Below are 19,240 nucleotides of genomic sequence, written 5' to 3' on the forward strand. Positions count from 1 at the left end.
TAAGGTCGGGCGGGAGAGCGGCCCGTCCGAAGGCCGCGCCCGACCTGTTCCCGGAGGAGTTCGCATGACCGCCTATCCCAACCTGCTCGCCCCGCTCGACCTCGGCTTCACGACTCTGAAGAACCGGGCGATCATGGGTTCCATGCATACCGGGCTCGAAGAGCTCGGCGACTGGAACCGGGTGGCGGCCTATTACGCCGAACGGGCCGAGGGCGGGGCGGCGCTGATGGTGACGGGCGGCATGGCCCCGAACGAGGAGGGCGGCGTGCTGCCGGGGGCGGCGGGCCTGTTTACCGATCAGGACATCGCAAACCATCGCATCGTCACCGACGCGGTGCACGCGGCGGACGGCAAGATCGCCATGCAGATCCTGCACGCGGGCCGCTATGCCTACAGCCCGAAATGCGTCGCACCCTCGCCGGTGAAGTCGCCGATCAGCCCCTTCCCCCCGACCGAATTGGACGAGGACGGGATCGAGAAGCAGATCGCCGACATCGTGACGGCCGCCGAGCGGGCGCGCGAGGCAGGCTATGACGGCGTCGAGATCATGGGATCGGAGGGCTATTTCCTCAACCAGTTCCTCGTCACCCATACCAACAAGCGCGAGGACCGCTGGGGCGGCTCCTACGAGAACCGGATGCGCCTGCCGGTCGAGGTCGTGCGCCGCTGCCGCGAGGCCGTGGGCCCCGACTTCATCATCATCTACCGGCTGTCGATGATCGACCTGGTGCCCAACGGCTCCACCTGGGAGGAGGTCGTCCAGCTCGCCAAGGCGGTGGAGGCGGCGGGCGCCACGATCATCAATACCGGCATCGGCTGGCACGAGGCGCGGGTGCCGACCATCGCGACCTCGGTGCCGCGCGGGGCCTTCACCTGGGTGACGAGGAAGCTGATGGGCGAAGTGTCGATCCCGCTCGTCACCTCGAACCGCATCAACAATCCCGAGACGGCCGAGACGATCCTGGCGGATGGCTGTGCGGACATGGTGTCGATGGCGCGGCCCTGGCTCGCCGACGGGCATTTCATGCGAAAGGCGGCGGAGGGGAAGGCCGAGCAGATCAACATCTGCATCGCCTGCAACCAGGCCTGCCTCGACCACACCTTCTCGGGCAAGCTGACCTCCTGCCTCGTCAACCCGCGCGCCTGCCACGAAACGGTGCTGAACTACGAACCGACGGAGGCGCCCAAGACCGTCGCCGTGGTCGGCGCAGGTCCGGCGGGCCTGTCGACCGCGCTGGTCGCGGCGGAACGGGGCCACAAGGTCACGCTGTTCGAGAAGGATGGCGAGGTCGGCGGGCAGCTCAACATGGCCAAGCAGATCCCCGGCAAGGAGGAGTTCTGGCACATGGTCGATTACTTCCGCACGATGCTCGACGTGCACGGAGTGGAGCAGCGGCTGAACACGGTCGCGACGGAGGAGGCGCTCGAGGGCTTCGACGAGGTGGTGATCGCCACGGGCGTCCTGCCGCGCGATCCGGGCATCGAGGGGCAGGACGCGGAGCATGTCGTCAGCTACGTGGACGTGCTGCGCGGCAAGGCCGAGGTCGGCAAGCGCGTCGCGGTGATCGGCGCGGGCGGCATCGGCTTCGACGTGTCGGACTATCTGGTCGAGGCGCCGGGCGAGAGCCCGACGATGGACCTGCACGAATGGCTGAAGATGTGGGGCGTCGCCGATCCGGAGGAGCATCGCGGCGGCCTCGCCCCCGAAGGGCCGCAGCCCACACCCTCCCCCCGCTCCGTCACGATGATGCAGCGCAAGGCGAAGAAACCGGGTGCGGGCCTGGGCAAGACGACCGGCTGGATCCACCGCGCGGCCTTGAAGATGAAGGACGTGCAGATGGTCGCGGGCGTGAACTACGAGCGGATCACGCCCGAAGGGGTCGAGATCTCCTCGGGCGAGGGGCGCGAGAATCCACGTGTCGTCGAGGCCGATACGGTGGTGATGTGCGCGGGGCAGGTGAGCCTGCGCGAGCTGGCCGACAGGCTGGAGGCGGCGGGCCGGACCGTCCACGTGATCGGCGGCGCGGACGTGGCGGCGGAGCTGGATGCCAAGCGCGCGATCAAGCAGGGCTCGGAACTGGCCGCCAAGATTTGAGCGTGGAGGGGGCGCTGCCCCCGCGCTGACGCGCCCCCCGAGATATTTGAACGAAGAAGAAGGGGGATCAGCGGGCCGTGACCCGGTCGGCGAAGGCGCGCGCATCGATGCCCGCGCCGTGCAGGCGCAGGTCGTTATGGTCGCCGCCGGGATAGGCGATGAACTGCTTGGGCTGCCGCGCCGCTTCGAAAACCGCCTGCCCCATGTCGAAGGGCACCAGCCGGTCCATATCGCCGTGCTGGACCAGCAGCGGCATCTCGATCCGGTCGATCCGCTCTATGGTGGCGAGACGGTTGCCACCGCTGAGGAGGCAATAGGGCAACAGCGGCACATGCCGCCCCGGCACGTCGCAGAGCCGTGTGAACGGGGTCTCCAGGATCAGGCCCGCGGCCGCGACCTCCACGGCGACGGCGGTCGCGATGCCCGATCCGAGGGAGGTGCCGTGGATGACCAGACGTTCGGGCGGCACGTCCGCCGCCAGCAGGTCGTCCACCGCCCGCGCGACGGCGAGCGCATCGGCGACCAGTTGGCCTTCGCCCACCCCCTCTGCCCGATAGGACGGCGCGACGAGGCCGTAGCCGTTGACCACGTATTCGCGCAGCACCGGCCCCTGCCGCAGCGGATTGCCGAGATTGCCGACGAAGTAGAGGATGACGGGGCGGTCGCCCCGAGGCTCGTGCAGCAGCACATCGAGGCCATCTAGATCGACGCGCGTGACGCCAGCGCCCGCGATGCTGGCGGGGTAGCTCTGCGTGTCGAACGGGAAATAGAGCGTGTGGTATTGCATGCGGAACCACAGCGCGGCGCCGAGCCAGCCGATCATCAGCACGCCGAGGATGGTGAGCAGAAGGCGCTTCACCCGCGGACCGCGCTCAGCAGGTATTCGATATTGCCATCCGATCCGGTGATCGGGCTTTGGGTCGTGCTCTCCACCGTCCAGCCCTCGGCGGTCAGGAAGGCGGCGATCCGGTCGCGGGCGGCCTCGCGCACGCTCGCGTCCTTCACGATGCCGCCCTTGCCGACATGGGCCGGACCGACCTCGAATTGCGGTTTGACGAGGGCGACCAGCCGTGCGCCGGGCCGGGCCAGCGCCAGCGCGGGCGGCAGCGCCTTTTCCAGCGAGATGAAGCTGACATCCGTGACGATCCAGTCGAGCGGTGGCAGGAGGTCGGCGGTGATGTCGCGCGCGTTCACCCCGTCCATCCGCGTCACGCGCGGGTCGGCGGCGATGTCCGGGTGCAGCTGCCCGTGCCCGACATCGAGCGCGTAGACATGCCCCGCCCCGCGTTCCAGCAGCACCTGCGTGAACCCGCCGGTGGAGGCCCCGAGGTCGAGCGCGATGCCGTGCGGAGCCAACTCGAACGCATCGAGCGCATGCACGAGCTTCAGCGCCGCGCGGCTGACCCAGGGGATCGGATCGTGGGTGAGGGCAAGTGCCTGCGCGTCCGCCACCTCCAGCGAGGGCTTGCGGGCGGGGGTGCCGTCCACCAGCACGACGCCCTCTGCCACCAACTGCGCCGCGCGCGACCGGCTGGGCGCGAGGCCCCGCGCCACCAGGGCCCGGTCGAGCCTCATGGATTACAGCCCCGGCGTGCCCTCCAACTCGGGATTGCGGGCGACATGGGCGCGCTTGATGTCCTCGGAGGTCTGGCGGCTTCCATCATGGCTCCAACCCGGCGGTTTCTGGACGTAGTTCCAGCGGTCCTTCCAGGTGATGCCCGGCTGCGTCACGTCGCGCAAGATGCCGACATATTCATGGAACGCGACCCGCAGCGGATTGAAGGTGCCGAGGTTGTGCACCAGCCCGTAATCCGGCGTCTCCCCCTCCGGCACGAAGGTACCGAAGAGCCGGTCCCAAACGATCAGCGTGCCCGCGTAGTTCGCGTCGAGATATTGCGCGTTGCGCCCGTGATGCACGCGGTGATGCGAGGGCGTGTTGAAGATCCACTCGATGGGTCGCGGCAGCTTACCGATCACCTCGGTGTGGATCCAGAACTGGTAGACGAGGTTGATGCCCGCCACGAACAGCACCATCAACGGGTGGAAGCCGAGGAAGATCAGCGGCAATTGCAGGATCATCATGCCCGTAAGCTCTCCGGTCCAGCTCTGCCGAAGGGCGGTGGACAGGTTGTAATGCTGGGAAGAGTGGTGGTTCACATGGCTCGCCCAGACCCACCGCGAGGTATGACCGATCCGGTGCACCCAATAATAGCGCAGGTCGTCTAGCACGAAGCACAGCACGACGACATACCAGGCGGTGCCGAGATCCCAGATCCGGTAGTCCCAGGCCCAGTAATAGAGGGTGTAGGCGACGAAGCCGAGCAGCAGCCCGCTGACCACGTTGCCCGCCCCCATCAGGAGGCTCGTGAGCGTATCGCGCGTCTCGTAGCGGCCCGATCCGGCGCGCCAGCGGACGATCGCGATCTCCATCACCATCAGCACGATGAAGGCCGGGATGGCCAGCATCACCACATCGGGAAAGCTCGGGTCGGTCATGTCAGAACCTCCTTGAGGGCGGGGCGGCGCAGGGACCGCTCCAGCACGGCGTACCAGTCGGGCAGCTCGTCGCGGGTCAGGCCCACGAAGGCCGAGGGCGTTTCGAAGGCGAGGAAATGCAGGCGCAGACCGTCCTCGCAGGTGTCGATGGCGCGCAGCGTGTCGGGCGGCATCAGCCGCGACACCGCATCGGCGCCGAAGGACCAGATCAGCCCCGTGCGCCCGTCGCGCGTGCGCACCAGCGCGGCGGTGCCTGCCGCGTTGCGTGTGATGTCGGCGAGCGGGATGTCGGGCATGTCCGCCGCCCAGGCTGCGCGCACGTCGTCATCGTCGGTAAAGACCAGCGCGGCCGAGCCGCCGGTGAAATGCACCAGCAGCACGATCCCGGTGATGCCACCCGCGACGAGCACGGCGAGCAGTTCCAGTCCCATGGCGTTTCCCCGTCGTTTTCCGTCATCAGGCCGCAGCCGCGCGATCCGATCAATCCCGCCGTTACGTCACCCGGCCGCGTGGCGGTGTCGCACCTGCCCTCGCGGCACGGTTGCCTCGCAAGGCCGATCACGGGACAGTCTGAAAAACCGACAGGAGGACACGACATGAACCCCTACGACATGGTCCGCGAGTACATGACCAGTTCGATCCCCTTCGCGCGCCATGCCGGTGTGCGGATCGACGAGATCGGCGATGGCACCGCCCGCGCCACCCTGCCCGAGAGCGAGACCGGCAAGAATCATATCGGCACGCCCCACGCGGGTGCCGTCTTCACGCTGGGCGAGACGGCGAGCGGTGCGGCCCTCGGTGGCGCGCTCGCCCCCGTCCTGCTCGAATCGCGCCCCGTCGCGGCGGAGGCCCGGATCAGCTACCTCGCGCTCGCCAAGGGTGAACTGGTCGCGGAGGCGAAGACCTCGATCCCCGGCTCGGAGGCGCTCGCCACGCTCAAATCGGAAGGCCGCGTCAAGTTCAACGTCAACGTCGCCATCACCGACGAGACCGGCACCCTGGTCAACGAGATGGTCGTCGCCTGGCACGTGAGGAAGACCTGAGAAGGGTGGTACCCGCTGCCGGACTCGAACCGGCACGGCCATTCGGCCAGGAGATTTTAAGTCTCGTGTGTCTACCATTCCACCAAGCGGGCGCAGCCTGACCGGCGCGGGCCGACCATCCGTCGCGGGGGCGCGAAGGTCAAGCGAGCCCGCGCAGCTCCGCCATCGCGGCGGCCAGCGCCTCGGCATCCTCGGAGCGGGCGACGATGTTCACGATGAACCGCCCCTCGTGCACGCGCGGGTAGGAGCCGATCGAGACGGTCGGGTAGCGGCCGTCGATCTCGGCCAAGGGGGCGGCGAGGTCGCCCTCCCCCCGGTCGATCAGCACGTCGTCCGACAGCATCGGCTGGCCGCCGGTCAGGCCGGGCAGCACGCTCTCGACCATCACGGCGAAGATCTTGGGCACGCCCGCCATGACGTGCACGTTGCCGAGCGTGAAGCCCGGCGCCTTCGAGACCGGATTGTCGATCAGGGTGGCCCCGTCCGGGATGCGCGCCATGCGCAGGCGCGCCGCGTTCAAATCGCGTTCCGGGTCGGCATAGTTGGTGGCGAGGATCGCGCGCGCATCCTCCCGCACGTCGATGCCCACGCCGAAGGCGGCGGCGATGCAGTCGGCGGTGATGTCGTCATGGGTCGGCCCGATTCCGCCGGAGGTGAAGACGTGGTCATGTCCCGCGCGCAGCGCGTTCACCGTGCCGACAATCGTGTCCGCATCGTCGGGAATCATCCGCACCTCGGCCAGCCGGATGCCCTTCTCTCCCAGGGCGCGGGCCAGAACCTGCACGTTCACGTCCTGCGTCCGACCCGACAGGATCTCGTCCCCGATCACGATCATGGCTGCCGTCGGCATGTTTCGCTCCTCCACTCCGCGTCCCGGCCCTCATCTACAGCGCGTCCAGCGGCGTTGTCACGCGGGCCGCGCATCTATATGTGAGACCGCACGCAATCGGAGCCGACCGCATGACCGACACACTCGACATCCGCACGAACCGCGCCGGGATCCTGATCCACCCTCAGGAGGCGTTCGAGGGCATGCGCGTGGCCGGGCGGCTGGCGGCGGAGATCCTCGACGAGGTCGGCGCGCTGGTGAAGCCGGGCGCGACCACGGCGGAGCTCGACGATTTCGTCCGCGGGAAGATCGAGGCCGCGGGCGCGACCTCGGCCACCATCGGCTACAAGGGCTACCAGCACGCGACCTGCATCTCGATCAACCACGTGGTCTGCCACGGCATTCCGGGGCCGAAGGTGCTGCGCGACGGCGACATCCTCAACATCGACGTCACCGTGATCGTTGATGGCTGGTACGGCGACAACAGCCGCATGTACTGGGCGGGCCGCGCGCCGAAGAAGGCGCAGCGCCTGATCGAGATCACGCATGACGCGCTGATGGAGGGGATCGCGGTGGTGAAGCCCGGCAACACGTTCGGCGATATCGGCCACGCCATCCAGCGCTTCGCCGAAAGCCGCCGCTGCTCGATCGTGCGCGATTTCTGCGGGCACGGGCTGGGGCGGCAGTTCCACTCGGCCCCGAACGTGCTGCATTACGGGCGCGCGGGAACGGGCCCGGTGCTGGAGCCGGGGATGTTCTTCACCATCGAGCCGATGGTGAACCTTGGCCGGGCCGAGACCAAGATCCTCGCCGACGAGTGGACCGCCGTGACCAAAGACCGCTCGCTCAGCGCGCAATACGAGCATTCCGTGGGCGTGACCGAGGATGGGTGCGAGATCTTCACGCAGTCGCCCGCCGGGGTCTACGCACCGCAATTCTGAGGCCTTAAGCTCTCGTTAATCGGTGGGCGGCAGGATCGGGGGCATGAAACGCCCGCCATCCCTGCCCGGATTCGCCGAGATGCCGATGCCGCCCGCCGCAGCGGCGGCGCCCGCGCGGCCCGACCAGCTCAACCACCGCGCGCGGCTGCGCGAACGCTTCGTGGCCGGTGGCGCGGATGCCATGCCCGATTACGAATTGCTCGAGCTGGTGCTGTTCCGGGCCATCGCCCGCCGCGACGTGAAGCCGCTCGCCAAGGCGCTGATGGCGCGCTTCGGCAGCTTCAATGCCGTGATCGCCGCTCCGCCCGGACTGCTGAGAGAGGTGTCCGGTGTCGGCGACGCCGTTGTGCTGGAGCTCGGCATCGTAGCCGCCGCCGCGGCGCGTATGGCGCAGACCGGCGTGATGGGGCGGGAGGTTCTCGGCAGTTGGGACGCCGTGCTCGACTATTGTCGGATCGCGCTGGCGCAGGAGCGGACGGAGCGTTTCCGGCTCCTGTTCCTCGACAGGCGCAATGTCCTGATCGCGGACGAGGCGCAAGCCCGAGGCACCGTCGATCACGTGCCCGTCTATCCGCGGGAAGTCGCACGCCGCGCGCTTGAGCTCGGGGCATCCGCGCTGATCCTAGTCCACAACCATCCCTCTGGCGATCCGTCACCCAGCCAGGCGGATATCGAGATGACGGCACGGATCGTGTCCGCGCTCGACGCACTGGGGATCGTGGTCCACGACCATATCATCATTGGCAAGGGGGCCGAGTTCAGCTTCCGCGAGGCCGGTCTGCTCTGATCCGCGCGGCCGATACCGATTGGCGAGCGCGGTTGATTATAAGCGGCCGCTCGGGGGCATCCCAATGTCTGGTAGACAGCTAAATGCGGCATCGGCGTTCTCGCACCGCCGGTGATCGCGCCACGGCTCAGGTCATCCGCCCGGGGACGAGTGGGACCTTCCCGGCGAGCGGAGAGCCGCCTTAGTCGGGTCCGATTATCCAAGTCGACAGATTTCCGCTCGGGACGGGCATCTTATGCAATCCGATGTGGTCATGGATCGGTATCGATGACGCTGTGAAATGGGTCTTTGCCCTGTCGGAGTGCGACCGACTTGGAACATCCGCCCGTCTCTCGGGTATCGTGATGAGCTTGTCCGTGTCGTCACCCCTCGAAATGATGACCGAAGGGCCTCTCGGGCGTCCGCTCACACGCGATGGGCATGGATCGCGCCGCCCTCGGCGGTCCGAGCTGCGCCGGGGATATCAAGGGGCTAGACTGTCTTTCGGGTCGCGAGGCTCTGCTGCGATGCATTTACCAAGCCATCGACGCCCGAACGTGCTGTTCGCGACCGTCGATCGCGACCACGCTCCCTGTCCCAAGCTCCGTCGAACGCTTGCCATGAGCCACGGCCAGGTCGCACGTCTGCCCCATTCCTGTGAAGCGCTCCGGTCGGTCATTCGCCGACCGAGAGACAGGGATCGCGTCTCCTTGGGAGCCGAATATCGACCGGAGATTGCGAGAGGCCGACCCGACTGCACGCAATCCATCCCGACAAGATTCGTTGCGCTGGGGTCTTCTCGAACACTTGGTCACCACGTCCGATCCATTCGAACGTAACGGTCCCCAAAACGAAAACGGCACCGCCGGGGCGGTGCCGTCTCCAACTCTTCAATCGCTGGGATCAGGTGCGGTCGCGCACCCAGATCTCGACGCGGCGGTTGACCTGACGGCCTGCGAAGGTCTCGTTGCAGCCCACCGGGGAGATCTCGCCGAAGCCCAGGACCGTCAGCTGCTGATCGCTGAGCGAACCGCTAGGTGCCGCGGCCTGGATCGCCTCGAGCACCTGCTCGGCCCGGCGCTCGGACAGCGCGCGGTTGAGGTCGGGACGGCCGATCGAGTCGGTGAAGCCCACCAGCAGCAGTTCCTTGTTGTCGAAGGAGCCGCGCGCCAGCATGTCGGCGATGCGCACCACGTCGCGCTGCGCCTTCGCGTCCAGCAGAGAGGAGCCGGGCTGGAAGCGCAGCGTGGTGGACAGACGCTCGGCATTCAGCATCAGCGAGGCGAAGTCACGCACCGAGTTGAGCTGATCCAGATCCTCCGCCGTCAGCATGGCCGACGCGAGGCGCAGGCCCTGCTCGTTCATCGCGGCACCGGAGATGCCCTGGTCGATGAAGCCCGCATCCGCAATGATGTCCTGCGCCGCCTCGGAGTTGACGAAGTCGATCAGGTTGCGTGCGTGGTTCGGCAGGCTGCCATTGGTGGTGTAGAGGTAGAGACGCCGCGCCAGCGGGTATTCCTCGGCCTTGATGTTGAAGACGGTGGGCTCGGTCACGATGCCGCAGACGTCCTCGATGCCGACGGCGCGCGCGTTGCGCTCGTTCGCGTAGCCCGTGTAGCCGATGCCGAACGGGTCGTTGGCGACGGCGTCGGACAGGTCGGCATTGTCCGCGATGACTTCGGCGGAGGCGGTGATGTCGGCGCCGATCAGCTCCATCACGTTCTGCTCGAACACGGTGCGGGTGCCGGCACCCTCGTCGCGGGTGTAGACGTTGATCGGGGCGGTCGGGCCGCCAACCTCGGACCAGTTGGTAATGTCGCCCGCGAAGATGCCCGCCATCTCCTCGATCGACAGGTTGCGCACCGGGTTGGAGCGCGAGGTGATCACGAGGATCCCGTCGAGCGCGAGGATGTGCTCCTGCTCGGGCGTGGTGAGGTTGCCGAGATTCGCCGCCTCGAATTCCTGAGCCTCGCGCGGGCGGACCTGGCGGGAGGCCATGCCGATGGAGGCGGAGCCGTCGAGCAGCGCCTCGAATCCGTCGCCGGAGGAGAAGGACGCGATTTCGATATCCGCGATGCGACCGCCGCTCAGATCCTCGATGGCGAGGTCGACCGACCCGTCGGAGTTGATGACGTTGGACGCGATGTCGGCGTCGAGCGCGAAGGAGTAGCCTTCGACCAGTGCCGGCATCAGGTCGACGCCGATCGTGTCGGAGCCGACGATGCGGAATTCGGACTGAAGCAGCGACGGATCGGGGCAGCTCTCACCCTCGCACGACACTTGGTAGGCGTCGATGGTGATGGTGCCGATCGCGGTGGCGATCTGGTAGTTCTGCCCGTCGAAGTCGACGAGGTCGCCGCGCAGCGTGATCGTCCCGTCATAGGATTGCAGCGTGACCTGTTGCGCCGTGGCCGGCACTGCGGCGACCATGAGCGCCACGGCCAGGCCGGCAGAGGCGAATTTGCCGCGTGCTGTGGTGATCGTCTTCATCATCCGTCCCTCGTCATATGTCATTGGGGCGATCCCTTTCCCGGGGTCGCTCGTTTCGGTAAAGCGTTATCTCTCCGCGACCAGGATGCTGCGCACTGCGGAGTCGAAGGAGACCGACTGCGCATTGGCACCGCAACCCGCGGTATCGATGCTGATGGTGCGCCGATCGGAGCGGAGCGCCTGGTTGTTGTAGATCGAGAGTACCTCGATCCGGTCGTCGCATTCGGTCACGTCGGCACCGAAGCGAACCTGCGTGTCCACCACCCCGCGCTGGGTCCGGCGGGACACCGGCAGGGTGTAGACCTCGACTTGCCGCGCGCCGGGCAGGCCCATTCGGGTCATGTAGCCGCCACCACCGCGACGCGATTCGCGGTAGCTGCGCTCGTTGCCTTGCCAGATGTGACCCTCGGTCCCTTCGCCAGCGGTAAATTCGAAGGCGTGCAGGTCGAGATCCATTTCTCCTTCCCAGGCGATGCCGACGCGCGCGATGCGGTCGATGCCGCGTACGGTGATGTCGGCCTCGGCCTCGGTCCCGTCGAGGAACTCGGCGGAGATGCGTGTGTTCTCGTCGAAGGCGGGCACGTCGACTTGCAGCACACCTGCCTCGTCGGTCACGTCGGTGAAGCTGAGCCCGGAATAGCGCAGCGTCACGATGCTGTTGGGCCGGCACTCGGAGGTCAGGGTCAGCGCCAGCATCTCGCCCAGCTTGGCCGAAGCGAGCAGCGTCGCGGAGCATTCTGCGATTTCGGGCGCGGGCGTCGCGTCGACGCGCGGCATCTCGGGCTCCTCGTCGCCGAGCGCGGCGGTCACGAAGGGTTCGATGGGCTCATCGGCGCTTTCGCCTGCCAACGCGGGACCGGAGCCGAGATCGGCCACGGACTGCTCGACCGGCATGGACGGGGCCTGCGGTGCGGCACCGCTGCGCAGCGACGAGGTTTCGGGGGCCACCGGCACGATGATCTGCGCGGCCCGGTCGGTCACGACGGCGGAGCCGCCGCCGAGGCCGGGCGCCGCGTTGATCTGCGGACGGGACGAGGCCTGCGCGGTCACGACCGGCGTGTCCTCCACCTGCGGCGCGGTGGCCGGGCGGAACATGCTGGTGACGGAGCGGAGCGACAGGCCACCGGTGCTGCGCTGCGCGGTCACGCCGCTCGACGTCTCGACCGAAGCGACCTGCGGCTGGCTGGGCAGCGACGGGCGCGGGCTGGGGGCCGAGCCGCCGGGATTGCGGATGCCCGCCATCGAGGGCGCCTGCGGCGAACTGGGGCGCTGTCGGCCGCGCGATGGCGACACGCTCGGGCGCGTCGCCACGCCGGAGCGTCGGAACGGAGGCGTCGATGTCGGGCCCGGCGCCGAAGCCGCCCGAGACGGTGCCCGCCGTGACGGCCGCGCTCTGCTGCGTGCCGATGCTCTCGCCCACGCCCTGGCTGGGGCGGCCGATCTGCACCGGCGCCGCGTCGCGGTTGCGGATGGAGGCGGTCGCCTCGGCCGGCGCGATCTCGACCTCGCTGCCGGGTGCGGCGAGCGAGGGGGCCTGCAGGGTGGGGAACCCGGTCGCACCGGCCTCGGCTGAGGCGATGCTGTCACGGTTCGCGAGGGATTCAGGGAGCGAGACGTTCAGCACGACCTCGGCACTCGGGCAGGTGTCGCCCTGGATGACGCAATAGGTGAAGACCATGCGGCCCGAGCAGGCATCGCTGTTGAGATAGTCGATGCGACCACCCGACCGGCGCGCGGTGCCGCAGACCGGCTGCTGCACGATCAGCACGCGGTCCGCGTCCCCGTCCTGCACGTTCAAATCGTTGCCCAGCACGTCGAGCGATTGCGTCCGCCCGGCGCGCACGGTGAATGCGTCATCGACAGCCTCGTACTCGTCCACCGAGCCGAACGCGGCCATGATGAACTCGCTGCGCTGTGCCATGGTCGCAGCAGCGATCATGAAGACCACCACCGTCAGAACCATCATAAGCCGATCGTCGGCCTTCATAAGCTGATCCCCCCACGAATCATCTTTGCGACACGGAGCTCCCCCTCCGAGTTCCAATTAACGATCATACTCACCCGGATTTCAATTAAAAGCGCGGGTTTTCGGACTGTCACTGGCTCGTTAACCCTCATATCTGGGCATTGTGGCGGGAAAGCGGCACCATTCACCTGCGACGCAAGGACAGATCGGAGTACAGGCATGAAATTCGGAATCGGGCAATCGGCCAGACGAATCGAGGATCCGCGCCTGCTCAAGGGCGAGGGACGCTTCGTAGACGACGCCGCGCCGGAAGGGTCCTTGTGGATGCAGGTGATCCGCTCCGACGTCGCGCATGGCGACCTCGCGCCGGTCGATCTGGCCGACGCACTGGCGATGCCGGACGTGGTCGGAGGCTTCACCGCGGGCGACATATCGGGTCGGCTCTCGCCGATCTCGGCCGCGATGCCGCTGAAGCAGGCCGACGGAACCGATTTCGCCGACCTGCCGCAGCCGCACCTCGCCCAAGCCCGTGTCCTTTATGTCGGGCAGCCGGTCGCCGTCCTCTTCGCCCGTTCGCGCCGGGCAGCGCTGGACGCGGCGGAACAGGTCTTCGTCGAGGTTGAGGAGCGCCCCGCCCTCGTAACCGCGACGGACGCGAAGGCCGGAGCGCCATTGCATGACGGGCTGGACGGCAACGTCTTCTATCGCTGGCAGGTCGGCGATGCCGCAGCGGTCGACGCGGCCTTCGCGGCGGCGGAGCACCGGATCGCGATGCAGGTGCGCAACCAGCGGCTCGCCGTCTCCCCGGTCGAGCCGCGCGGCATCCGCATTCGCTACGACGAGGCCGAGGGCTGGGATCTGACCGTCTCCAACCAGGGCGTGCACGCGATCCGCAACGATCTCGCCCGCGATCTGGGAGTGCCGACCGACCGGATCCGCGTCCACGCGCCCGATGTGGGCGGGGCCTTCGGGTTGAAGCTGATCGACCATCCCGAATACGCGCTGGCCTGTCTGGGCGCGCAGCAGTTCGGGGCGGAAGTGCGCTGGACCTCCACCCGGTCCGAGGCGCTGCTGACCGATCTGCAGGCCCGCGATCTCGACACGCAGGCGGAGGCCGCATTCGACGCGGAGGGGCGGCTGACTGGGCTGCGCTGGCGCTCCACTTCCAATGTCGGGGCATTCGTGCCCGGCTACGGCGCGGCGGTGCACACGGCCTTTTCCGGGCACCTGATCGGCGGGCTCTACGATGTGGCCGCGGTCGATCATGTGGTGGAGGGCGTCGTGACCAACACCGCCCCGGTCGATGCCTATCGCGGAGCGGGCAAGCCCGAAGTGCTGCACGTGATGGAACGGCTGATGGACCGCGCCGCCACCAAGATCGGTCTCGACCCGGTGGAGATCCGGAGGCGCAACCTGATCCGGCCCGAGCAGATACCCTACGTCACCGCCGGCGGCATCGACTTCGACGCGCTCGACGCGCCCGCGATCCTCGACCTCGCGGTGGAGAAGGCCGACCTGGCGGGATATCCCGCTCGCCGCGCTGAGGCCGAGGCGCAGGGTTTGGTCGCGGGCCTCGGTCTCGCCTGCTATTACGAGCGGACGGGCGGCGGCCCGGTCGAGATGGCGACGGTCGAGATCGGCGCGGATGGGCGCACACTGCTCGATGTCGGGACGCAGAGCGGCGGTCAGGGGCACGAGACCGCCTGGGCGCAGATCGTCTCAGACCGGCTGGGCCTCGATCCGGCCACGATGCGGCTCGCCACCCCCGACAGCGCGCGCCTGCCCGATGGGGGCGGCACGGGGGGCAGCCGCTCCGCCGTGCAGGCCAGCCGGTCTTTCCTGCTCGCCTGCGAGGACGTGGTGAAGAAGGCCAAGGCCGCCGCCGAGGATCTGCTGGAAGTCGCCGCCGCCGACCTGACCTTCGAGGACGGACGGATCACCGTCGCGGGCACCGATCGGTCCATGACGCTGGTGGAGATCGCGCGCGCCACGGGCGGTCTGACCGGTGCCGGCGACGTGAACTCCAAAATCACGACCACCCCGAACGGGACGCATGTGGCGGAGATCCTGCTCGACCCCGAAACCGGGCGCGTGACGCTCGACCGCTACACGGTGGTCGACGATTTCGGCCATGTCATCAATCCGATGCTGGTCGAGGGACAGGTGCATGGCGGCGTGGCGCAAGGCATCGGCCAGGTGCTGTGCGAGGCCGTCGCGTGGGACGCCGATGGCCAGCCGCTAACCGGCAGCTTCATGGACTACGCCCTGCCCCGCGCGGCGGACCTGTCGATGATCGACGTTGCCTTCCATGCGGTGCCCACGCCCTCCAACCCGTTGGGGCTGAAAGGCGCGGGCGAGGCCGGATCGGTCGCCGCCGTGCCCGCCACGGCGAACGCGGTCTGCGATGCCCTCGCGCGGCTGGGGGTGGACGACCTCGCCCCGCCCTACACGCCCGGCCGGGTCTGGGCGGCATTGGACGCGGTCCGGAAACGTGACGTTTCCTTGGGCTGAGGCCCTCGGCACCACAGATGAGGGCTCCGAGATTCATCAAGGAGCCCTTTCGATGACCGACACACTTTTCGAACCGCTGACCGTGGGGGCCGTGACCGTCCCCAACCGGGTCTTCATGGCGCCGCTGACGCGCAACCGCGCGCGGGCCGAGGATGACGCGCCCTACGACATCCATGTCGAGTATTACCGCCAGCGCGCGGGCGCGGGCCTCATCATCACCGAGGCCACCCAGATCACGCCCGAAGGCAAGGGCTATGCCTGGACGCCCGGCATCTATTCCGACGCGCAGATCGAAGGCTGGGGCGCGGTGACGGACGCGGTGCACGCGGCGGGCGGGCGCATCGCGCTGCAACTCTGGCATGTGGGCCGCATCTCCCACACCTCGTTGCAGCCGGACGGGCAGAAGCCCGTGGCCCCCTCCGCCATCGCCGCCGATGCCAAGACCTTCGACGGCGAGGGCTTCGTCGCCACGTCCGAACCGCGCGCGCTGGAGACGGACGAGATCCCCCGCCTGGTCGAGGATTTCCGCCGCGCCGCGCGCAACGCGATCGAGGCGGGCTTCGATCTGGTGGAGGTGCATGCCGCCAACGGCTACCTGATCGACCAGTTCCTGCGCGACGGCGCGAACCAGCGGACGGATGCCTATGGCGGCTCGGTCGAGAACCGCGTGCGCCTGCTGCGCGAGGTGCTGGCAGCCGTGACGGAGGAGATCGGCGCCGACCGCGTGGGCGTGCGCCTGTCCCCCTTCTCGAACGCCAACGCCATCTCGGACAGTGACCCGATGGCGACCTTCACCGCCGCGGTGGACGTGGTGGCCGAGGCGGGCCTCGCGTATCTGCACATGGTCGAGGGCCAGACCGGCGGCAGTCGGGAGCTCGACGGCGGCAACTCCATCGACGCGTTGCGCAAGCGGTTCCCCGGCGTCTACGTCGCGAACAATGGCTACGACCGCGATCTCGCCATCGAGACGGTCGAGGCGGGCCGCGCCGACGCCATCGCCTTCGGCGTGCCCTTCATCGCCAATCCCGACCTGCCGACCCGGCTGGAGCGGAACGCCCCGATGAACGCCGCGGACAAGGACACGTTCTACGGCGGCGGGCGCGAGGGCTATACCGACTACCCGACGCTGGCCGAGAGCGCCTGAACGAAAAAGGGCGGCACCGTTTCAGGTGCCGCCCCCTGACTACACGTGCCGCCGGTTCACAGCTGCCCGTGGCAATGCTTGTACTTCTTGCCCGACCCGCATGGGCACGGCTCGTTGCGGCCGACCTCGCCCCAGGTCTCGGGACGCTCAGGGTCGCGGCCCGATGCCGCGCCGGGTGCGGCCTCCGGCTGCGGGGCCGGTTGCGGCGCGGCTCCGCCCGCGCCGGATTGCGCGTCCGCTTCCGCCTTCATCGCCTGCGCCTTCTGCCCGGTGGCGAGCGCCTGCATCTTGGCGATGACATCCGCGCGCTCCTCTTCCGTCAGGATCTGCACGTGGTAGAGCTGCCGCGTCACCTGCGTGCGCAGCCCCTCGAGCAGGTTGCGGAACAGCTCGAACGCCTCGGTCTTGAATTCGTTGAGCGGATCGCGCTGCGCATAGCCGCGGAATCCGACGACCGAACGCAGATGGTCCAGCGTCAGCAGATGCTCGCGCCATTCCTTGTCAATGGTCTGCAGCAGCAGCTGCTTTTCCACCTGGCGCATGGTCGGCTCGCCGTATTTCTCGATCTTCTCGGCATAGGCGGCGTCGACCCGGTCCTTGATGCGCACGCGCAGGTCGTCATCGTCGACGCCCTCCTCCGCCGCCCAGTCCGCGATCGGCAGGTCGAGCGCGAAGATTTCCTTCACCCGCTCGGCCAGTTCCTCGGTCCGCCACTGGTCGGCATAGGCGCGGGCGGGGACATGCTCGGCGACAAGGTTTTCGATGACCTCCTCGCGCATCTCCTCGACCGTGTCGGACAGGTCGTCATCCTCCATGATCTCGCGCCGCTGGGTGAAGATCGACTTTCGCTGGTCGTTCATCACGTCGTCGAATTTCAGCAGATTCTTGCGGATGTCGAAATTGCGCGCTTCCACCTTGGTCTGCGCGCGCTCCAGCGCCTTGTTGACCCAAGGGTGGATGATCGCCTCGCCTTCCTTCATGCCCAGTTTCTGCAGCATCCCGTCCAGCCGGTCGGAGCCGAAGATCCGCATCAGGTCGTCCTCGAGACTGAGAAAGAAGTTCGTGCGCCCCGGATCGCCCTGGCGGCCCGAGCGGCCACGCAGCTGGTTGTCGATGCGACGGCTTTCATGCCGTTCGGTGGCAAGGACGAACAGACCGCCCGCCTCCAGCACCTTCTGCTTTTCGGCGGCGACCGTGGCCTCGTGCGCCTTTTCCAACGCGGCGATCTCGGCCGGATCGGTGATTCCCTTCTCCGCCGCCTCGACCTCGGCCATCATCTCGGCATTGCCCCCGAGCTTGATGTCGGTGCCGCGCCCGGCCATGTTCGTGGCGATGGTCACGGCGCCCAGGCGCCCGGCCTGCGCGATGATCGCGGCCTCCTGCTCGTGGAAGCGCGCGTTCAGCACGTTGTGTTCGATCCCCTCCTGCTTCAGCAGCGAGGACAGCAGTTCCGACTTCTCGATCGAGGTGGTGCCCACCAGCGTCGGCTGGCCCTTCTCATGCGCAATGCGGATGGCCCGCACGATGCCGTCGTATTTCTCGCGCGCGGTGCGGTAGACCTGATCGTCGTTGTCGACGCGGGCGATGGGCTTGTTCGTCGGCACCTCGACCACGCCCAGCCCGTAGATCTGCATGAACTCTTCCGCCTCGGTCAGTGCCGTGCCGGTCATGCCGCCGAGCTTTTCGTAGAGCCGGAAGTAGTTCTGGTAGGTGACGGAGGCGAGGGTCACGTTCTCGGGCTGGATCTTGACGCCTTCTTTGGCCTCCATCGCCTGATGCAGACCCTCGGACATCCGACGTCCCGCCATCATACGGCCGGTGAACTCGTCGATCAGCACGACCTCGTCGTTGCGCACGATGTAGTCCTTGTCCCGCGTGAACAGCTTGTGCGCGCGCAGGGCCTGGGTGACGTGATGCACGATGGTCGTCGATTCCGGGTCGTACATCGTGGCGTCGGGCTCCAGCAGGCCCGCCTCCTTCAGCCGGTCCTCCAGGTAATCGTTGCCCGCATCGGTCAGGGTGGCCTGGCGCGCCTTCTCGTCGATCTCGTAATGCTCGTCCGACAGATCGGGGATGAACTTGTCGAGCGTGATATAGAGCTCGGAGCGGTCCTGCGTCGGGCCGGAGATGATCAGCGGCGTGCGCGCCTCGTCGATCAGGATCGAGTCGACCTCGTCCACGATGGCGAAGTAATGATCGCGCTGGACCATCTCCTCCACCCGCGGCTTCATGTTGTCGCGCAGGTAGTCGAAGCCCAGTTCGTTGTTCGTGGCGTAGATCACGTCGCAGGCATAGGCCGCGTGCTTGGCCGCCTCGTCCAGGCCCGACACCACCACGCCGGTGGTCAGCCCCATGAACGAATAGACCTTCGACATCCATTCCGCATCGCGCCGTGCGAGGTAGTCGTTCACCGTCACGACGTGCACGCCGCGCTTGGTCAGCGCGTTGAGGTAGACGGGCAGCGTCGCCATCAGCGTCTTGCCCTCGCCCGTCTTCATTTCCGAGATGTTGCCCTGGTGCAGGAAGATCCCGCCGACCAGCTGCACGTCGAAGGGCCGCATGCCCAGACTGCGCACGCTCGCCTCGCGCATCGCGGCGAAGGCTTCGGGCAGCAGGTCATCCAGGCTCTCGCCCGCCGCGTGGCGATCGACGAATTCCTGCGTCTTGGCCCGGAGCGCCGCATCGTCGAGCGCTTGCATTTCCGGCTCCAGCGCGTTGATCTTCGCCACCAACGGGCGGACGGCCTTCACCTTTCGGTCATTTGCGGTGCCGAACACCTTCTTGGCGACCGTGGTCAAACCCAGCATCTCAATCCCTCGCGTCACGTCCCGGACAGGCCCGCCGCCGCGCCCTCGCGCCGCTCCCGGTAATATCATCGGAGGGGAGGTTGCCCGACCGCCGGTGACAATCTAGGTTTGCGCCGCGGCGGTGCAGCTGGCCTATAAAAGCGGTTCTGGAT

At 67.7% G+C, this 19,240-nt stretch carries 15 protein-coding genes, 1 tRNA gene and 1 pseudogene; 7 read left to right on the forward strand and 10 right to left on the reverse strand.

Annotation, left to right across the window (positions count from 1 at the left end):
• Positions 1-64 precede the first annotated feature (64 nt).
• Positions 65-2,095, forward strand: a complete 2,031-nt coding sequence (locus RX333_RS04350; RefSeq protein WP_316013695.1) for an NADPH-dependent 2,4-dienoyl-CoA reductase — start codon at positions 65-67, stop codon at positions 2,093-2,095.
• 67 nt (positions 2,096-2,162) lie between these two features.
• Here the strand turns inward: RX333_RS04350 and RX333_RS04355 are convergent, their stop codons facing one another.
• From RX333_RS04355 to RX333_RS04370, 4 genes are read right to left on the reverse strand one after another with little or no spacing between them, the layout of a single operon-like run.
• Positions 2,163-2,954: an alpha/beta hydrolase gene (locus tag RX333_RS04355; RefSeq protein WP_316013696.1), complete on the reverse strand. Its 792-nt coding sequence runs from the start codon at positions 2,952-2,954 to the stop codon at positions 2,163-2,165.
• Positions 2,951-3,670 carry a TlyA family RNA methyltransferase gene (locus tag RX333_RS04360; protein WP_316013697.1) on the reverse strand — a complete coding sequence of 240 codons (720 nt, stop codon included), beginning with the start codon at positions 3,668-3,670 and terminating at the stop codon, positions 2,951-2,953. The genes RX333_RS04355 and RX333_RS04360 overlap by 4 nt, the downstream gene beginning before the upstream one ends.
• Positions 3,671-3,673: 3 nt before the next feature.
• Positions 3,674-4,591: a sterol desaturase family protein gene (locus RX333_RS04365; RefSeq protein ID WP_316013698.1), complete on the reverse strand. Its 918-nt coding sequence runs from the start codon at positions 4,589-4,591 to the stop codon at positions 3,674-3,676.
• Complete coding sequence (locus RX333_RS04370) at positions 4,588-5,022, reverse strand: hypothetical protein (protein WP_316013699.1); 435 nt, start codon at positions 5,020-5,022, stop codon at positions 4,588-4,590. Before RX333_RS04370 ends, RX333_RS04365 begins: the two co-directional genes overlap by 4 nt.
• Before the next feature lie 165 nt (positions 5,023-5,187).
• Between RX333_RS04370 and RX333_RS04375 the strand changes: the two genes are divergently transcribed.
• On the forward strand, positions 5,188-5,634 hold the full coding sequence (locus tag RX333_RS04375) for a PaaI family thioesterase (RefSeq protein ID WP_316013700.1): 447 nt from the start codon (positions 5,188-5,190) through the stop codon (positions 5,632-5,634).
• Between the two features lie 6 nt (positions 5,635-5,640).
• Here RX333_RS04375 and RX333_RS04380 read toward each other — a convergent pair.
• A tRNA-Leu gene (locus RX333_RS04380) sits at positions 5,641-5,726 on the reverse strand.
• 47 nt (positions 5,727-5,773) lie between these two features.
• Entirely contained in the window at positions 5,774-6,484 is a 711-nt protein-coding gene (locus tag RX333_RS04385) for a competence/damage-inducible protein A (RefSeq protein ID WP_316013701.1), read from the reverse strand.
• A 110-nt stretch (positions 6,485-6,594) separates the two neighbouring features.
• Between RX333_RS04385 and map the strand changes: the two genes are divergently transcribed.
• Both map and radC read left to right on the forward strand, forming a co-directional pair.
• Positions 6,595-7,404: a type I methionyl aminopeptidase gene (gene map / locus RX333_RS04390; protein ID WP_316013702.1), complete on the forward strand. Its 810-nt coding sequence runs from the start codon at positions 6,595-6,597 to the stop codon at positions 7,402-7,404.
• A gap of 43 nt (positions 7,405-7,447) precedes the next feature.
• Complete coding sequence (gene radC / locus RX333_RS04395) at positions 7,448-8,191, forward strand: RadC family protein (RefSeq protein ID WP_410056044.1); 744 nt, start codon at positions 7,448-7,450, stop codon at positions 8,189-8,191.
• Between the two features lie 882 nt (positions 8,192-9,073).
• Here the strand turns inward: radC and RX333_RS04400 are convergent.
• Together RX333_RS04400 and RX333_RS04405 are read right to left on the reverse strand one after the other, a co-directional pair.
• Entirely contained in the window at positions 9,074-10,684 is a 1,611-nt protein-coding gene (locus RX333_RS04400; protein ID WP_316013703.1) for a phosphate ABC transporter substrate-binding/OmpA family protein, read from the reverse strand.
• A gap of 42 nt (positions 10,685-10,726) precedes the next feature.
• The gene (locus tag RX333_RS04405) at positions 10,727-11,902 is read right to left on the reverse strand and encodes a hypothetical protein (protein WP_316013704.1); all 1,176 of its coding nucleotides are present in this window, start codon (positions 11,900-11,902) and stop codon (positions 10,727-10,729) included.
• Between the two features lie 95 nt (positions 11,903-11,997).
• Between RX333_RS04405 and RX333_RS04410 the strand changes: the two genes are divergently transcribed.
• Positions 11,998-12,327, forward strand: coding sequence for a hypothetical protein (locus RX333_RS04410; RefSeq protein WP_316013705.1), 330 nt, complete (start codon positions 11,998-12,000; stop codon positions 12,325-12,327).
• 38 nt (positions 12,328-12,365) lie between these two features.
• Here RX333_RS04410 and RX333_RS17220 read toward each other — a convergent pair.
• Positions 12,366-12,647: pseudogene (locus RX333_RS17220) on the reverse strand (hypothetical protein); the annotation flags it as partial.
• A gap of 198 nt (positions 12,648-12,845) precedes the next feature.
• Between RX333_RS17220 and RX333_RS04415 the strand changes: the two are divergent.
• Positions 12,846-15,137: a xanthine dehydrogenase family protein molybdopterin-binding subunit gene (locus RX333_RS04415; RefSeq protein ID WP_316013706.1), complete on the forward strand. Its 2,292-nt coding sequence runs from the start codon at positions 12,846-12,848 to the stop codon at positions 15,135-15,137.
• Between the two features lie 52 nt (positions 15,138-15,189).
• Positions 15,190-16,281 carry an alkene reductase gene (locus tag RX333_RS04420; RefSeq protein ID WP_316013707.1) on the forward strand — a complete coding sequence of 364 codons (1,092 nt, stop codon included), beginning with the start codon at positions 15,190-15,192 and terminating at the stop codon, positions 16,279-16,281.
• A 56-nt stretch (positions 16,282-16,337) separates the two neighbouring features.
• Here RX333_RS04420 and secA read toward each other — a convergent pair whose 3' ends face one another.
• Positions 16,338-19,088 carry a preprotein translocase subunit SecA gene (secA, locus tag RX333_RS04425; protein ID WP_316013708.1) on the reverse strand — a complete coding sequence of 917 codons (2,751 nt, stop codon included), beginning with the start codon at positions 19,086-19,088 and terminating at the stop codon, positions 16,338-16,340.
• Positions 19,089-19,240 lie beyond the last annotated feature (152 nt).

The organism is Roseobacter sp. HKCCA0434 (assembly GCF_032464675.1).
GTDB lineage: Bacteria > Pseudomonadota > Alphaproteobacteria > Rhodobacterales > Rhodobacteraceae > Pontivivens.

Bases quoted from the DNA above. Each gene is read 5' to 3' on its own strand.
- radC (WP_410056044.1), top strand. From the start codon at position 7,448: ATGAAACGCCCGCCATCCCTGCCCGGATTCGCCGAGATGCCGATGCCG.
- RX333_RS04405 (WP_316013704.1), bottom strand. From the start codon at position 11,902: ATGGCGGGCATCCGCAATCCCGGCGGCTCGGCCCCCAGCCCGCGCCCG.
- RX333_RS04375 (WP_316013700.1), top strand. From the start codon at position 5,188: ATGAACCCCTACGACATGGTCCGCGAGTACATGACCAGTTCGATCCCC.
- RX333_RS04350 (WP_316013695.1), top strand. From the start codon at position 65: ATGACCGCCTATCCCAACCTGCTCGCCCCGCTCGACCTCGGCTTCACG.
- RX333_RS04420 (WP_316013707.1), top strand. From the start codon at position 15,190: ATGACCGACACACTTTTCGAACCGCTGACCGTGGGGGCCGTGACCGTC.
- secA (WP_316013708.1), bottom strand. From the start codon at position 19,088: ATGCTGGGTTTGACCACGGTCGCCAAGAAGGTGTTCGGCACCGCAAAT.
- map (WP_316013702.1), top strand. From the start codon at position 6,595: ATGACCGACACACTCGACATCCGCACGAACCGCGCCGGGATCCTGATC.
- RX333_RS04370 (WP_316013699.1), bottom strand. From the start codon at position 5,022: ATGGGACTGGAACTGCTCGCCGTGCTCGTCGCGGGTGGCATCACCGGG.
- RX333_RS04360 (WP_316013697.1), bottom strand. From the start codon at position 3,670: ATGAGGCTCGACCGGGCCCTGGTGGCGCGGGGCCTCGCGCCCAGCCGG.
- RX333_RS04385 (WP_316013701.1), bottom strand. From the start codon at position 6,484: ATGCCGACGGCAGCCATGATCGTGATCGGGGACGAGATCCTGTCGGGT.
- RX333_RS04415 (WP_316013706.1), top strand. From the start codon at position 12,846: ATGAAATTCGGAATCGGGCAATCGGCCAGACGAATCGAGGATCCGCGC.
- RX333_RS04400 (WP_316013703.1), bottom strand. From the start codon at position 10,684: ATGACATATGACGAGGGACGGATGATGAAGACGATCACCACAGCACGC.
- RX333_RS04410 (WP_316013705.1), top strand. From the start codon at position 11,998: ATGTCGGGCCCGGCGCCGAAGCCGCCCGAGACGGTGCCCGCCGTGACG.
- RX333_RS04365 (WP_316013698.1), bottom strand. From the start codon at position 4,591: ATGACCGACCCGAGCTTTCCCGATGTGGTGATGCTGGCCATCCCGGCC.